A 15,929-nucleotide genomic window follows, 5' to 3' on the forward strand; every position below is an offset into this window, starting at 1 on the left:
CCCGTCTCGGACCGCAGGAAGCCACGGCGCTCCCAGCGACTCCGAGGCGGGCGGTCACGCGCCTGGCAGAGAGGGGGCGTACAAGGCAGCGCCGTGGAGAGCACCGGACGGCGTCCAGCCCAACCCCCGCAAAGAAGGCGGCGCTTGACCAGCGGGAACGGTGGTTTTGGGGGACGTCGGTGGGGAGTTGGTCCGTGAGTGGTCCGGATCTTGGTCGCCCGGGTTTGGCGGCCCGCCCGCGCCCAGGCCGACACGCATCGGCCGGGAGCGGGCGTTCGTCCGGCCGACGTCAGGAGCTCGTGAGGATGACGAGTTGCTGGGTCGCTCGGGTCATCGCGACATAGCGGTCGACCGCTCCCTCGATGCCCTTGCCGAACGCCTCTGGGTCGATGAGGACGACCAGGTCGAACTCGAGCCCCTTCGACACCTCCGGGGTCAGCGACCGGACGCGGGACGTCGCCCGGAACGTGGGATCGCCGATGACGCAGGCGATCCCGTCGGCATGTGCGGCGAGCCAGGTGTCGAGGATCGAGCCCAGATCCGAAGCGGATCCGTGGACGACGGGGACGTCGCTGCTGCGGATGGATGTCGGCACGTTGGCGTCCGGGAGCACGGCCCGGATGACCGGCTCGGCTTCCGCCATGATTTCTTCCGGCGTCCGGTAGTTGATGCTCAGGGAGGCCAGGTTGATCCGGTCGAGCCCGATCCGCTCGAGCCGTTCCTGCCACGACTCCGTGAACCCGTGCCTGGCCTGGGCACGGTCCCCGACGATGGTGAAGCTCCGGGACGGGCAGCGGAGCAGCAGCATCTGCCACTCCGCGTCGGTCAGTTCCTGGGCCTCGTCCACGACGATGTGCGCGAACGGGCCGGCGAGCAGGTCCGGTTCGGCGCCGGGCAGTGCGCTCTCGTCGACCAGGGTGTCCTGCAGGTCCCGTCCGTGCAGCATCCCCACCGCGCCTTCGCTCTCGTCGATCAGGATGTTCTGCAGCAGGCTGTCGATGACGTCGGCCCTGCTCGCGCGTTCGGCGGCGACGGCGGCCTCGTTCCGGCGCTTGCGTCGGGACGCCTCCGGGTCGCCGAGCCGCTGCCGTGCCGCGTCCAGGAGCGGCAGGTCGGACACCGTCCAGGCCTGGGCTTCCCCGCGCTGCAGCAGCGACACGTCATCGGGGCTGAGCCAGGGAGCGCACATCTGCAGGTAGGCGCGTACCGACCACAGGTCTCCGACCAGGTCGGCCGCTTCGAGCAGCGGCCACGCGCGGTTGAAGGCCGTGAGCAGCTCCCTGTTCTGCTGCAGTGACTTGCGGAGCAGGTCATCAGGGGCGTCGCCGTCGTGCTTGTCCACCAGGATCGTGAGCAGTTCCTCCAAGACCTGGTCGCGCGCCTCGTTGTGCGGAGTACCGGGCTCTGCTGCTTCGAATGCCGAGGCCCATTCGTCGGCGCTCAGCCAGATGTCGGACCAGTGGGTCGTGACCGTCATCCCCTTGGTGGGCGGCTCCTCGTAGAACCTGACGGCCGACTCGATCGCTTTCACCATGTTCGCGGACGACTTGAGGAGGGCCACGTTCGGGTCGGCCTCGATCGCTGCTCCGGCTCCCTCGGTGACGAGGTCCCGCAGGGTGCAGGTCTGCACGCCCTCCTCTCCGAGGCTGGGGAGGACATCGGCGACGTAGGCCAGGTAGGGCCGGTGCGGACCGACGAACAGCACGCGGCCCCGGTGGTGACCGAGGCGGGGGTCGGAGTAGAGGAGGTAGGCGGAGCGGTGCAGGGCGACAACGGTCTTCCCCGTACCCGGACCGCCGTCGACGACGAGAGCGCCGCGGGATCCCGCCCGGATAATGGCGTCCTGGTCGGCCTGGATGGTGCCGAGCACGTCTCGCATCCGTGGCGACCGGTTGCTGCCCAGGCTGGCGATGAAGGCGGACTGATCGTCGAGCGCGGCGTGCCCGGCAAACCCGTCCGAGGTGAACACCTCGTCCCAGTAGTCGCTGATCCGGCCGCGGGTCCAGCGATACCTGCGGCGGCTTGCCAGACCCATCGGGTTGCCGTGGGTGGCTCCGAAGAACGGTTCAGCCGCGGGGGAGCGCCAGTCGACCAGCAGCCGACGACCCGCGCTGTCCGTAAGGCCAAGTCGTCCGACGTACACAGGCTCGGGGTTGTCTGCGCCGACCATGTGCCCGAGGCACAGGTCCAAACCGAAGCGACGCAGTGCGCGCAGGCGAGCGGTCAACCGGTGGATCTCCATGTCCCGGTCCATCGCCTGCCGGCCTACGCCGCCGGGCGCCTTGAGCTCGGCATCGAGGCGGCCGGACAGTTCGGCGATCGACTGCTCGAGGCACTCCGCGATGGCCGCGAAGTGCTGCTCATCGCCGGCGATCAGCGTCGGGTCGGCCTTGGGGGAGAGGTGGTCGGGAAGGTCAAACGCCCTGGTAGTCAGGGGGTTCACGTTATTGGCTCCGATCTGAGGTCACTTTGACCATTGCGTGCAGCAAGGCGTCCGGACCGGCGTCACGAACCTGGTGGCCCAGGGTGTGCAGGTTCTCGTGTTCCGGGTCCTGGCTCGACGATCCCGCGTGGTTCACGCGGACACGGGCGGCCTTTCTCGGCTGACCGCGTCGAGCAGCAGCTTCGCGGCCACCGTGGTCCCGTCGGTGCGGATCGTGGCGGCCACGGCGGTCGCGCGTGCGCGGGTCTCGGGGGTCAGGGCAGTTTTGAGCGCGGCCGACAGGGACTCGAAGGTCGGAATCGGACCGTCGTGTGCCGCGCCGATGCCCAGCTCGGCCACCCGGCCGGCCCAGTACGGCTGGTCCACGATCTGGGGTACCACCACCTGGGGCGCGCCGGCCCGGGCGGCCGTCGTCGTCGTGCCCGCGCCGCCGTGGTGCACGACGGCGGCCACCCGGCCGAACAGCGCCTGGTGGTTGGCCTCGCCGACGGCGAAGCAGTCGCCCTGGTCGTCGATCAGGCCCAGGTCGGCCCAGCCGCGGGAGACGAGTACGCGGCGGCCCTGCGCGCGGATCGCCTCGACGGCCACCTGGGCGGCGTCCTTCGAGGCGCGCATGGGCATGCTGCCGAAGCCCACGTACACCGGCGGTGCGCCGGCCTCCAGGAACGCCACCAGCTCGGCCGGGAGCGGGCGTTCGTCCGGCAGGATCCACGCGCCGGTCTGCACCACGTCGAGATCCGTCAGCTCCTGCCACGGGCCCAGGACCGGGTCGGCCGCCAGCCACGGCTGGTCGGTGAAGACGTGGTCGCGGACGTTGTCCACCGGTGGCAGGCCGATCGAGGCCAGGTGGGTGTTGAGTGCCTCGCCGTACAGCGCGTTCACCTTCTGGGCGTCCAGGTCCCACAGCACCCGGTTGTCGGTCACGTCCGGCGGGAACGGCGTGCCCGGCCGCGGCGACGGCGGGTAGTGCGGCGACGGCAGTTCGAACGGATGGAAGCACGCGTACACGTAGCGGATGCCCAGCTTCTCGGCCACCGACCGTGTGCCGGCCGGCATCAAGCCGGTGGCCACCAGCACATCGCATCCCTCGGCCGCCGCGGCGATGGTGTCGAACCGCGCGGCGACCAACTCGGCCGCGAACCGGGGCACGTCCGCCGCCGACGGCGGCCGCGCCCCGGTCACCAGCTCGCGCACAGACTGGCCGAACGGCACCAACTCCACGCCGACACCGGCCAGCAGCTCAGCGAACTCCTTGTCCGGAGGTGCGCACACCCGCACCTCCGCGCCGAGTTCCCGCAACCGCACCGCGAGTCCCACCAGCGGTTCGACGTCCCCGCGCGACCCGTACGTCGACAACAACACGCGCATTCGTGACTCTCGTTCCCTTGGATTCTGGCCTAGGCCGGAGATTCTGCGGCACGACGGGGGTCTTGCCGCAAGCCCCCCGGTGCGCTATAAGTTAAAAGTGGCAAGGAGAGTGGGTACTCTCTTTGCCCTTTGTCGTCCGCTGTGGACGGACAACCTCCTCGGGAAGCGGCGGCGCACCGCGTACGGCGGTACCGTCGGCCCAGGAGGATCTCCCCTGGGCCTGTAGGCATTGCGTTTCTTGCGCGGTGAGTGTCATGGTCATCACTGGCGCCCTCATCGGTATCCCGCTGCTCAACGGCCTTTGCCTGCTGCGGGAGGCCGCCTGAACCTTGCCATGCCGTCGCGTCGGAGCTGCGCAGCATCGGGTACCGCGGCCCGGCTGTCCTTCCCCCGGCATCGCGCCTTGGAGTGTCTCGGCGACGCCGCTGGGGTCCTCGCCCAGCATTCCGGGGCGCTGGCCGCGGCGTCGAACCAGCTGGCGAGGGTGGTCGCCGACGCCATCGCGGCCCAGTGGACCGTCAGTGCCATGCTCTTGGCCGTGGCGTGGCCGCGTTGGGCGTGGACGATGATGTTCAGTCTCCGAGGGCGAGGTGGACGCCGAAGCCGGCTATGACCGTGCCGCTGATCCGGTCGAGGATCCGGCGTGCTGAGGGGCGCCGAAGGCTGCCGCGGAGCACCCGGGCGAATGCGATCAGTACGCCCGACCAGAGCGAGGCGAGCAGGATGTGCACGCCGGCCAGCAAGGTGCCGGTCGTCAGGTGCGGGGCGCCGGCCGGAATGAATTGCGGCAGGACAGCCATGTAGAAGGCGCCCACCTTGGGGTTGAGCAGGTTCGTCAGGGTGCCCCGGCGCCAGCCGCTCCCGAAGCTGCCGACAGTATCCGGCTCGTGCGCAGCGTCGGCCCGAGCCAGATCCGCCCGAGCCCGTCGGCGCAGGGTCGATGCCAGGATCCGGCTTCCCATCCACACCAGATACGCGGCCCCTGCCCATCGGAGTACCGCGTAGGCGAGGTGGGAGGCGGTCAGTACAGCGGTGATGCCGAGCGAGCTGAGCACACCCCAGACGAGGGTTCCGGTCTGGATGCCGAGGACGACGCCCCAGGCGCGCCTGCGGTGACCCAGTGCAGCGGTGCGCAGTATGAGGGCGGTGTCGAGGCCGGGTATGAGCGTGAGGAGTCCCACGATCAGTGCGAAGGACCCCAGTGCGGAGGCAGTGATCATGAGTGGCCACTGTAATGCCGGAGACGTCAACTTCCCATTTCCTGCCCGGAATCGGGCAGGAAACTCTTGTAACGTACGCTGAATGACGTGCACGATAGGAACGGTCGAGCGCATATGGCGGTATCCGATCAAGTCGACGGGAGGCGAACAGGTGCAGCGAGCGGACGTTGACACCCGCGGTCTCGTCGGCGACCGCCTGTTTGCGGTGCGCGACGGCACGGGCAAGTTCGGCTCGGGGAAGAACACCCGACGATTCCGCCGCATGCCCGGCCTGCTGCAGTTGCGTTCCCGCTACCCGGACGGAACGGAGCAGCCCGAACTGCTGGATCCGCACGGCGTGACCGTTGCGGAGCCGACTGCCTACCTTCGCCGATACCTTGGCCGACACGACGTCGAACTGGCCCGCGAGGAAGCCATCTCCCACTTCGACCAGCTTCCTCTCAGCATCCTGACCACAGCCACCCTCGACTGGGTGCGCGCGGCCGTACCCGATGTACCGGTTGACGAGCGGCGCTTCCGGCCGAATCTCCTGGTGCGGACCCGACCGGGTACCCGTCCGTTCGTCGAGGACGAGTGGTTCGGGTGCAAGGCGTGGATCGGCGGTGCCCTGCGCGTGGAGTTCGTGCGCTCCAGCGAGCGGTGTGTCATGACCAATGAGGCCCAGCAGGATCTGCCTCATTCCCCGCTGGTACTGCGAGCAATTGCGAAGGCACATCAGGCCCGGCTGGATGCCCTGGCCATAGTGGTGGCGCCCGGCCCGGTGAGTTCCGGGGACGCTGTCGTTCTCATCTGACGAGGCCCATTGCCGTGCGGCGCACGTCACTTGTCAGTTCCGGACGACACCACGCCTGCAAAGTCAGCAGCGGTGAGATGGATCTGGGACAGCGAGGGGGCCACGGCGGTGAGGTCGCCGGGCCCCCTCGTGTCGCCTCATAGGAGCCCTGCCGGGTCATCTGACCTGTGTGTTTGCGGTACCGGTAGACCGTCATCGGCAGCAGTACGCCGGTGCGAGGCAGGCGACGCCCACGGCGGCGCAGCAGTCCTCGCCCTGCACGAGACCGCCCATCCCGCCTGCCGCGCGCACGAGTTCGGTGCGGGCCAGGATGGTGGTCGGGCCGATCGGGATGGTGTCCGCCCCCCCCGCTGCACGCCGGGCTGGCACACCGACTCGTCCGCCTCGAACCGGGCTGCGCTCCGTTCCGCTGGTCGATCCCACGCTGCTGTATGCCTGGTCGCTGCTGTGGCGGACCGGAAACGGGCACCCGGGACTGGACGGCCTCACCGCCGCCTGCGCCGCGGAAGCGGGGCGAAGCCGATGCCCGTATTCCGGCCGACTGCCTGGGCGGCCTCGCCGGGTTCGGGATCCTGCCCCGACCACCGTGGAGGGTGGAAGCCCGCCGTGGCCGCGATCAGCCTGGTCACCTGCCTCGATGCCCTGCTCGTCGGCGGTGCAGTGGCGTGCAGGAGACGTTTTAGGGGCGCTTTATCGCCGATGCGGACAATGCCGCGTCATCGCGGACGAACGTCCGCCGTCCCAGAAAACCAGGGGGCCGCATGCTGCCCAAGTTCCCGATGTCGCGCCAGTGCCCTTACCACCCGCCCGCCGACTCGATTCCCGGCTGTCCTCCGGCCGGGCCCGCCCCCGGTGCTGGTGCCCCGGATGACCGCCGCCAAGCTCGTCGCGCTCGTCGGGATGGACCGGCCTCGTGCCGGCCTGCGTGCTGCAGGGCCCTTCCGGTGCGCATGAGCTCCTGGAAGTCGGCCACGTCATAACCGGCGCCGTCCAGGGCCTGGAGGAACCGCCTCCGGGCCACCCCGAGCATCTCACCGCCGGCGGTCCGCTGACCGAGCTGGAATTCATGCTCCGCAAGGAGCTGCCGGGCTGGCCGTGAGCCTCTCGGTGCGCGCTGCGCCGAAGCTGATGAGGCCGGCAGTCGCGGCGAGTGCGATACCGGTCCACGATGGCGATGAGGTGTCCAACAGGTCTGCCAGGAAGGGCACGTAGAGTGCGGCAGCGCCCAGCCCCGCCGCAGTCAGCACAGCTGCGGGCAGAAACAGATTTTGGCGCGTGAACAGTCGCTCCCGCAGCCCCAGAGCGACGCCGAGCTGGGCGGCCAGCAGGGCGATGAACAGGACGGTCTGCCACGGGCCGCCGGAGTGCCGGACCCAGAGGCTGGCAGCGAGGCTGGCTGCCGTGACCAGGACCGACAGCCGCAGTACCCGCTGCCAGAGCCCGTCGCCGAGTACGTGCTGCTGCGGCGGGCGCGGCGCGCGTCGCATGGCGTGGGGTGAGACCGGTTCGGCGCCCATGGCAACCCCTGTCAGACCATGAGTGAGCAGGTTGATCCACAGAATCTGACCTGCTCGCAGAGGCAATGCGAGTCCGAGCATCGGGCCAATGAGCATAACGAGGATTTCCGCGGCACCGCCGGCCAGCGCATAGACCAGGAACCGGCGGATGTTGGCGTAGACACGGCGGCCCTCTTCCACGGCCGAGATCACCGAGGTCAGTTCATCGTCGGCGAGGACCAGATCGGCAGCTTGGCGGGCAACTTCGGTTCCCCGGCGGCCCATCGCCACGCCGATGTCGGCCTGCCGCAGGGCGGGGCCGTCGTTGACGCCGTCGCCGGTCATCGCGGTGACCTCTCCGCGGGCGCGCCACGCTTGGATGATGTCCAGTTTCTGTTGAGGCGTGGTACGAGCGAAAACCCTGACCCGGGTGGGGTCCGGGATCTGTCCGGCGGCCAGCTCTTTGCCGGTGGCCACGCGGCTCGGCATGGTGGCGTCAGCTCGCGTGAGGATACCGACCCTTTCCGCGATCGCACGGGCAGTCGCCGGGTGGTCTCCAGTGATGAGAACCGGGGTGATCCCGGCACGGCGGCAGGCTTGCACGGTCGCAGTGGCTGCTTCTTTGGGCGGGTCGCTGATGGCTGTAAGTCCCAGCAGCCGCAAGCCGCTTTCCGACTCCTCGATCGGGACAGGAATACAGGTCGACGAACCTGACGCTATGGCCAGGACGCGGTAGCCCTCGGCGGACAGGGCGGCGGCCTCCTTACGCGCATGCTCCAGTGACGCGGGACTTTCGTTCAGAAGCGCGGCGTCCAGCACCATTTCAGGTGCGCCCTTGAGGTAGATCTCGATCGTTCCCGAGGGCGTGCGGTGGATGGTGGTCATACGTTTGCGGAGGCTGTCGAACGGCACCTCGTCGACGCGGGGATGAGTTCGCACCAACTCGTCGGGTGTGCAGCCCACTTTGGCGGCGGCGGTCAGCAGGGCGGCCTCGGTTGGATCACCGAGCGGGGTCCATTGCGCGTCTGCTTCCCCGGGCGGAATCAGCGACGCGTCGTTGCACAACGCCGCTGCGATGAGCACTTCTCGTACGGCATTCCTGGTTGCGGGTTCTGGATGTCGGCCGGTCGTGAGAATTTCACCAACGGGTTCGTATCCCGCGCCCGTCAGGGTCACCGTGCCATGGGCGGCGGTCCATACTCGTTCGACGACCATGCGGCCTTCGGTGAGGGTGCCTGTCTTGTCCGTGGCCAGTACGGTGACCGATCCCAGGGTCTCCACTGCGGACAGGCGGCGAACCACGGCGTTGCGAGCGGCCATCCGCCGCGCGCCCAGCGCCAGGCCGAGGGTGACGACGGCCGGCAGTGACTCCGGGACGGCTGCCACGACGAGGCTGATGGCCGTTACCGCCATCGTCTCCAAGGACTGGCCGCGCACCAGTCCCAGGACGAGCACGAGGAGGCACAGCCCTACAGTGACCAGGGCCAGTACCCGGCCGAGCCCGGCCAGGCGCTTTTGGAGCGGGGTCTGTTGCTGTCGGGGGTGCAGCGAGGCGGCGATCATGCCGAGGGCGCTGCGCGGCCCGGTGGCGGTGACGGTGGCGACAGCGCGGCCACGCAGTACGACGGTTCCCGCCTGCAGTTGTCCCGTGTGCGGATCCGTTCCGTGGACGTCCTTGTCGACCGGTACGGATTCGCCGGTCAGCGCCGACTCGTCGATCAGCAGGGCAGCGGCCTGCGTGAGCGCGGCGTCAGCGGGGACGATGTCGCCCTCACCGAGTACCAGCACGTCGCCCGGGACGACGGCTGACGAGGTCACCTCCTGTTCCGTCCCGCCGCGCAGTACTCGTGCGGCAGGCGCGGTCATGGCGGAGAGGGCAGCGACCGCATTGTCGGCGCGCACCTCCTGCACCACCCCGACGGTGGTGTTGAAGAGCACGACCACACAGATGACGACTGCGTCGGCGTGGTCTCCGGTCGCCACGGTCAGTGCCGCGGCCGCCAGCAGCACGATGATCAGCGGGTCACGAAGCTGAGCGAAGATTCGGGACCGAAGCGATATCCTGCGCTGTTCGCTGAGCTCGTTGGGACCGCACTCCGCCAGCAGCTGGGATGCCTGCTCCTGACTGAGACCTGTCGCCCGGGCGGCCCCCGGAAGGGGTGCGGACGTAAGGGGCATGGTGACTCCGGTTGCTTCAGGTGCTCATGGTCTTACGGGCCTGGCTCAGTGGGCGCTGGGTGCGTTGGCGGCGTCAGTTGGAGCTTTGACCGCGTCAGTTGGAGCTGGGGTGCATCAGCGTCCTGTCTCCGACATCACGGACCAACGCCGGGGCGCTCAGCTGTTCCAGTTCCATTCGCTGACTTCGGGCAGGTCGGTGCCGTGCTCACGAATCCAGGCGTGGTGGCCCAGACGGACGTCCGCCGCCTTGTGTGAGGCGACCGCATTCGGTCCCCATTGACGCAACTGCTCGTCGTGGACGCCGGTAGTCTGCGTCGTTGTGGGGGAGGAGCTCACCACAATCGACCACTGTCGGCACTTTTCCCGGTCACGCAATAGGCGTGCAAGGGGTTGATGCCGAGGAGAAGCGATCGGCGTGTGACGCGGAATGCACGCGTCCGCCCGATGGACAGCTTCGCCTGTACCGCCGGCCCCTTCACGCATCACTCGCCTCCTCGGTGCAGAGTGACTGATCTGCTGCCGGGGGCTGGGGCCTCACTGTGCAGCCCATAGGCGAGTACCGACCCTGTGTGGAGCGGGCAATGCCCGCACGGACCGGTGTGGAGAACTCGGTGACAAGGCGCGCACCGGGCCGCTTGCCGCCCGTACAGCGTGACGGTCATGGACACGAACTCCTGCCCCATGGTGTTGGTCCTCGGCAGTCGCCATGCGCCATCACTTCAGTGGGGGAGGGCTCATGGGCGTGGTGCCCGCCATCTCAGCCTGTGCCGTATTCGGGTTCAGGGGCGAGGGCCGAACGGCCTCTCCAAGGGGCCCACCGGCCCTGGCAGAGCGACTCGATGGCCTCTTCGCCGGCATCCCGGCAGCATCATCCATATCGTGGTGGGTGTCATCGAGCGTCGCAGGGCTGATGGGTTCGTGCCCCGCAGCATGCTGGACGGCTTCGTGAACGCGGGTTCTTTGACGGCATGGATTCGTCTTGGTACGCGTGGATGCGTGCAGACCGATCCGTCCGGGGCAGGCTGGAGGAGCCAAAGGCAATGTGCCGGCGGCCTTAGGGAGCCGAAGTGGGCGAGGACACGGATGCCGAGGGGGATACCGGGGCGGCGGCATCGCAGCTGCGGCTGGACGAGCTGCTGAACAACCCGCAGTCGCAGGCAGTCCTTGCGCGCTCGCCCCGGGATCGCGTAGATCCGCTGCTGGAGGCGGTTCTGGCCGTCGGCAGCGACTTGGACCTTGGTGTTGTACTGCAGCAGATAGTGCAGTCCGCAGCAGACCTGGTTGATGCTCGGTACGGGGCCCTGGGCGTGATTGGTGAGGAAAATGGGCTCAGCCAGTTCATAACGGTCGGCATGGGCGACGAGACCATCGAGCAGATCGGGCCCTATCCGCAGGGCCGGGGCATCCTGGGGCTCCTGATCCGTGAACCGCACTCGCTGCGGCTGGTCGACCTGGGCGAGCAGCCCGATGCCTCCGGCTTCCCGGCCGGCCATCCACCGATGCGGACCTTCCTCGGTGCCCCTGTCCGGGTGCGTGAGAAGGTGTTCGGCAACTTGTACCTGACCGAGAAGCGGGGCGGGGCCGAGTTCGGCGCCGATGACGAAGCGGTGCTGGTCACGCTGGCCGTGGCAGCCGGGGTGGCAATCGACAATGCTCGGCTGTACGACGCCGTCCAGCGTCGGGAGCGCTGGCTGATGGCCAGCGGCGAACTGACCCGTGCCCTGCTGTCCGGCATTGAACCCGCCGAGGTACTGAGGAACTTCACCGCCACCGTCCTCGAGATGGCCGACGCCGACGTGGTCACCCTCGCCGTGCCCGTTCCTCGCACCGGCAATCTGGTGATCGAGGCCGCCGCCGGAACGGACGCGAATCGTGCCCTTGGACTGGTGTTGTCGCACACCACCTTGGCCGGGAAGGTCTACAGCTCAGGCGAGACGATCACCACCCAGGACTGGAACGCCGACCCCCGCGCCGAACGGGACACCGCTTCCACGACCCTGGGACCGGTCTTCATGGTCCCCCTCGGTACGCCCGAACATGTGCGCGGTGTCCTGCAAGTCGCCCGCCACTGCGGCCGTCCCGCGTTCTCCGACGCGGCCGTGGCCATGATCGCCGGATTCGCCAACCATGCCGCTCTTGCGCTGGAGATCGCCGGACATCGGCACGACGCCGAACACCTCCTCGTTCTGACCGACCGTGACCGCATCGCCCGCGATCTGCACGACCTGGCCATTCAGCGCCTGTTCGCCAGCGGTCTGAGCCTGCAGTCCACCCTCGCCCAGGTCGCCGACCGACCGCAGGTCGCCGAGCGCATTGCACGAGTCGTGGATGACCTCGACGACACCATCAAGGTCATCCGCTCCACCATTTACGGATTGCAACAGCGCGGTCGCCCCGAGGACACCGGGCTGCGCTCCCGCCTGGTGGCCGAATCGAACCGGGCATCCGAGGCGTTGGGATTCGCGCCTGCGCTGCGCATGACCGGGCTGCTGGACACCCTGGTCCCACAAGCAATGGCAGACCACCTTCTTGCAGTGCTCCGCGAAGCCCTCGCAAACGCCGCCCGGCACGCCGACGCCACCGAGGTGGAGATCACCGCCCAGGTGACCTCGGCGCACCTTACGCTGCGGGTGACCGACAACGGCCGGGGTACTGCCCCCGCGCGCGCCCACCGCAGCGGCCTGGCCAACCTCCACACCCGCGCCGAGGAACTCGGAGGAGCTCTGGTCCTTGCGCCCAATCAGCCCACTGGCAGTGTCGTGGACTGGAGCGTTCCCCTTTCGGCCGACGAGTGACCCCGCCCCGGACAGCGCGGCACGAAGTAGTGCACGGTCCCCCGTGAGCGCTCAGTCTCCGCTGCCCGTCGTAGGTCGGGCTCGGCGACCGATGGATCGTCGACACCTCCCCGCACGGCGGCACGCGCCTGACGTGGCAGGTACCGGGCGTCCCTGGGTGAAGGCTCTCTCCCGGACTGACGAGTGCCTTCCTCCGCTTCAGCGGACCCGCCGAACGGGGGCCTGCGGAGCGGCCTGCGTGACCATGACCGCAGCCTGGATGCGCCGCTCGACGCCCAGCTTGGCAAGCAGGCGGGAGACGTTGTTCTTGACCGTCTTCTCCGCGAGGTAAAGCCGTTTGCCGATCTGGGAGTTGGTCAGTCCCTCTCCGATGAGATCGAGGATCTCCTGTTCGCGGGCGGAGAGCCCGGACAGTGCGCCAGTTTCGGTGTTCTGCGGAGATTCGCCGCGGAGGTTACTCATCAGACGGGTCGTGGTCGCTGGGTCGAGCATCGACTGGCCGGAGGACACGGTGCGGACCGCGGCAACAAGCGCAGACCCTTTGATCTCCTTCAGCACATAGCCTGCGGCCCCCGCCATGATCGCGTCGAGGAGTGCGTCGTCGTCGTCGAAAGAGGTCAGCATCAGACATGCCAGATCCGGCATCCTTGACCGCAGTTCTCGGCAGACCGTGATCCCGTCGCCGTCCGGCAGCCGCACATCCAGCACGGCGACGTCAGGACGCAGCGCCGGCCCTCTGGCAAGAGCCTGTTCTGTTGTCCCCGCCTCACCGACGACTTCGATATCGGGCTCCGCGTCGAGCAGGTCGCTCACCCCGCGCCGCACGACCTCGTGGTCGTCGAGCAGGAATACGCGAATAGGCTTCCGCGGTGAAGTTTCCAGGTCCTCGGTCATTGCTTGTCCTCCACACTGTCACGAGCACCTTGCCCTGTGGTTCCATCCTTAGTCCGTCGCCATGGGGCCGCGCCAGGGCCGGATGGGCCCCGCGTATCTCGCCACGGGAGCCCCCACCCGACGGGCGGTCACCTGGACCGGGGCTTGGTCTCAGGCGTGGGGCACGACGGCCACCGAGCAGGCTGCGTGATGAATCACGCCGTGAGCCACAGACCCCAGATGCATTCCGAGGGGGGATGTTCGCTCGCGTCGGCCGATGACCAGCATCGGCGCATCGGCAGCCGCTTCGACCAGGTGGGCGACGGCCTGCCCCGAAACGCTGCTGGCACGGACGGCAACGTCAGGGCTCTTTTCGCGCCACGGCTCCAGGACCGTGTTCAGCGTGTACTCACGTTCCCTGACCAGCCCGGAATCGTCGATGAGCGTGCCCCCACCGGCGGCGATCGCGTACGACGACGGCAAGGTGTAGCCGTGTACGACGTGCAGGCCCACGCCGCGTACGAGGGCCGCTTCGAAGGCGAATTTGATCACCTCGTCGCAGGAATGGGTGAGGTCGATGCCGGCCACAACGTCGGAGCTGTGGGGAGCGCCGGTCGGCCGGAGTGCGTCGGGAGATGAGTGTGCCCCGGAATGCCTCTCGGATCGTACGAGTACGACCGGCCGCGGAGCATGGGCGACCACTCTGAGTGCTACGGAGCCGGTCACGAATCCGGCCATTCCGCTCAGGCCGCGGGAGCCGAGGACGAGTACCTCGGCGTTCTTGCCCGCTGCCAGGAGCGCGGCGACGGGCGAGTCCGATATCTGCTCGTGGGTCGGCCGAAGCCCAGGGTGGCTGCTACGGAGCTGTTCCACGGCCGTACGCAGGATGCGACCGGCCCAATGACGCTGAGTCTCACTGGTCGGGACGGAAGCCGAGGGGGCTGGAGACCATTCCCAGGCGTGCACGAGATGGAGCGGAACGCTGCGGAGCACGGACTCTGTGGCTGCCCAGCGCGCGGCAGCCAGGCTCTCGGGAGAGCCGTCGATCCCGACAATCACGGCACGAGCCATGAGTAGTACCTCCTGCTTGGTCTGTTGTGTTCCTGGCAGCAGCTTCGCCCGCGCCGAGCAGATGGGGCAGGGGCCGCCAGGGCCCCCTCTGCGGTCCGAAAGGCCCCTCCCGAGGGGCACGCTCGCGACGGAAGGTGGAATCGGGTGGAGGCCCTGCTCTCCGGCCGACGGAAGGTGGACCGTCATGGCGCGCAGTGTGGTTGTTGGAGTTGACGGATCGTCATGCAGCGCTGGGGCCGCGGACTGGACGGCTCGGGAAGCAGCTCTTCGCCGGCTGCCGTTGCGGCGTCCCACTTTCCCCGTGGTCCAGGGCCGACCGGCGGCGGGCGCTGGGGCCAGCCACGGCCGGTTTGGGCGGACTTGCGCGATCACTTGCATGCGACCGCGACTCGGGAGAAGCGGCCGACCGGGCGAGACGGGGATTTCCGTGACCGTGAGCGGATCCGCTCCTGGGCGCAGGCCAGCGCCCGCGTTGGCTGGTGGCGCTCCCCCCAAGTGCGGCCGACGTTCGCCCGACGAGAGGAGAAGCCGGTCGTAGCCCCGACTGCGTAGGGACCCGAGCGCGGTGCAGGGATCGTTCCCGGCTCGGCGGTGGTGCGGTACAGCGTGGAACAGGGCCGAGAGGACCCGGGCCAGGGACGATCGGCCCAGGCACCGCCGGTCCCTCCTCTGTAATCGTCTACCTCACGAAGTCAGCAAGTCCGTTGCGAATACTGACCGCGGCGGCACCACCGGGAGGCGACCATGCCTGGCACCATCACCGTTGGACTGGACGGAACAGACCACGCCCTCGCCGCCGCGGACTGGGCGGCGCACGAGGCGGCGCGCCGGGGGATGGACCTGCGCCTGGTGCACGCCTGGGTGTGGCGCGGCACCGACACGGTGTACATCGGGGACCGTGCTATGGAGGAGCGGTGGGTGCGCAACGTGCTGAACGAGGCGGAAGCCCGCGTGGCCAAGGTGTACCCGGACCTGAACGTCACTACCGAGCTGCTGGTCGATGACCCCGTACCGACGCTCGTCGCCGAAGCCGCGCGGGCCGAGATGCTGGTGCTGGGCTCTCGCGGCTACGGCACGCTGACCGGCTATCTGGTCGGTTCTGTGTCTCTGCAGGTGCTGCGCCAGGCGACCGGGCCGGTCGTCATGGTGCGCGGGCCGAAGCAGACCACAGTGCAACAGCGCTTCGACGAGGTCGTCGTCGGCGTCCAGGAAGCAGAGGAAGCCGGAGGACCAGTCCTCGAGTTCGCCTTCGCGGCCGCCGCCGAACGCGGAGCGACGCTTCGAGCTGTACGCGCCTGGAGCATCCCGTCGGTCCTGTCCTGGAGTCCGGGATCGATGTGGCTTGCCGATCAGGCGGGTGGCTTGGAGCCGCTGCACAAGGAGATCCTGGCCGACGCCCTGGGGCCCTGGCGCCAGAAGTACCCCGATGTGGATGTCATCGAGCATGTCGAGATCGGCGCAGCCTCGGAGGTTCTGCTGTCCAACAGCGGCCGCGCGAGCCTCGTGGTCGTCGGACGCCGCACCCACGACACGGGCTTGCGCCGTCTTGGCTCAGTTGCCCATGCTGTTCTCCACCACGCGCCCGGTGCGGTCGCGGTCGTACCGCACCCCTGACACCACGCGCATGGGACCACGCGCCCTGCTGCACCGCAACCGCCCTGGACGGACCCGTCCAGGGCGGTTCGGTTTGGG

General features: G+C 68.7%; 11 protein-coding genes and 2 pseudogenes. 4 read left to right on the forward strand and 9 right to left on the reverse strand.

All coding sequences use genetic code 11. From position 1 onward, the window contains the following. Positions 1-289: 289 nt before the first annotated feature. The 3 genes from helR to ACFYXH_RS23675 all read right to left on the reverse strand — a co-directional run bounded on the left by helR (position 290) and on the right by ACFYXH_RS23675 (position 5,031). Positions 290-2,443, reverse strand: coding sequence for an RNA polymerase recycling motor ATPase HelR (helR, locus tag ACFYXH_RS23665; protein ID WP_389566255.1), 2,154 nt, complete (start codon positions 2,441-2,443; stop codon positions 290-292). A 132-nt stretch (positions 2,444-2,575) separates the two neighbouring features. After that, positions 2,576-3,811, reverse strand: a complete 1,236-nt coding sequence (locus tag ACFYXH_RS23670) for a glycosyltransferase (RefSeq protein ID WP_389566257.1) — start codon at positions 3,809-3,811, stop codon at positions 2,576-2,578. 572 nt (positions 3,812-4,383) lie between these two features. Beyond that, complete coding sequence (locus ACFYXH_RS23675; protein ID WP_389566260.1) at positions 4,384-5,031, reverse strand: LysE family translocator; 648 nt, start codon at positions 5,029-5,031, stop codon at positions 4,384-4,386. Between the two features lie 82 nt (positions 5,032-5,113). Here ACFYXH_RS23675 and ACFYXH_RS23680 point away from each other — a divergent pair, with 82 nt between their 5' ends. Further along, entirely contained in the window at positions 5,114-5,824 is a 711-nt protein-coding gene (locus tag ACFYXH_RS23680; protein WP_389566263.1) for an MOSC domain-containing protein, read from the forward strand. Between the two features lie 136 nt (positions 5,825-5,960). Here ACFYXH_RS23680 and ACFYXH_RS23685 read toward each other — a convergent pair. Further along, positions 5,961-6,190, reverse strand: a pseudogene (locus ACFYXH_RS23685) (glycosyltransferase); the annotation flags it as partial. A 547-nt stretch (positions 6,191-6,737) separates the two neighbouring features. Between ACFYXH_RS23685 and ACFYXH_RS23690 the strand changes: the two are divergent. Continuing rightward, the gene (locus ACFYXH_RS23690; protein ID WP_389566266.1) at positions 6,738-6,923 is read left to right on the forward strand and encodes a DUF6059 family protein; all 186 of its coding nucleotides are present in this window, start codon (positions 6,738-6,740) and stop codon (positions 6,921-6,923) included. On the opposite strand, the gene ACFYXH_RS23695 is transcribed toward ACFYXH_RS23690, so the two are convergent. After that, complete coding sequence (locus ACFYXH_RS23695) at positions 6,889-9,498, reverse strand: cation-translocating P-type ATPase (RefSeq protein WP_389566269.1); 2,610 nt, start codon at positions 9,496-9,498, stop codon at positions 6,889-6,891. The genes ACFYXH_RS23690 and ACFYXH_RS23695 overlap by 35 nt on opposite strands. A 156-nt stretch (positions 9,499-9,654) precedes the next feature. Next, positions 9,655-9,981, reverse strand: a complete 327-nt coding sequence (locus tag ACFYXH_RS23700) for a hypothetical protein (RefSeq protein WP_389566824.1) — start codon at positions 9,979-9,981, stop codon at positions 9,655-9,657. A 584-nt stretch (positions 9,982-10,565) separates the two neighbouring features. On the opposite strand from ACFYXH_RS23700, the gene ACFYXH_RS23705 reads away from it, so the two are divergent. Beyond that, entirely contained in the window at positions 10,566-12,293 is a 1,728-nt protein-coding gene (locus ACFYXH_RS23705) for a GAF domain-containing protein (protein WP_389566271.1), read from the forward strand. A gap of 198 nt (positions 12,294-12,491) precedes the next feature. Here ACFYXH_RS23705 and ACFYXH_RS23710 read toward each other — a convergent pair whose 3' ends face one another. From ACFYXH_RS23710 to ACFYXH_RS23720, 3 genes and pseudogenes are all read right to left on the reverse strand, one after another. Then, positions 12,492-13,187 (reverse strand): response regulator, encoded by a 696-nt coding sequence (locus ACFYXH_RS23710; RefSeq protein ID WP_389566274.1) that lies wholly within the window; start codon positions 13,185-13,187, stop codon positions 12,492-12,494. 150 nt (positions 13,188-13,337) lie between these two features. Next, positions 13,338-13,754: a universal stress protein gene (locus ACFYXH_RS23715; protein WP_389566793.1), complete on the reverse strand. Its 417-nt coding sequence runs from the start codon at positions 13,752-13,754 to the stop codon at positions 13,338-13,340. 87 nt (positions 13,755-13,841) lie between these two features. After that, positions 13,842-14,615: pseudogene (locus tag ACFYXH_RS23720) on the reverse strand (universal stress protein); the annotation flags it as partial. A gap of 366 nt (positions 14,616-14,981) precedes the next feature. Here ACFYXH_RS23720 and ACFYXH_RS23725 point away from each other — a divergent pair. Continuing rightward, entirely contained in the window at positions 14,982-15,851 is an 870-nt protein-coding gene (locus tag ACFYXH_RS23725) for a universal stress protein (RefSeq protein ID WP_389566277.1), read from the forward strand. Positions 15,852-15,929: the final 78 nt, after the last annotated feature.

Source organism: Streptomyces sp. NPDC002730, from assembly GCF_042888805.1.
Taxonomy (GTDB): Bacteria; Actinomycetota; Actinomycetes; order Streptomycetales; family Streptomycetaceae; genus Streptomyces.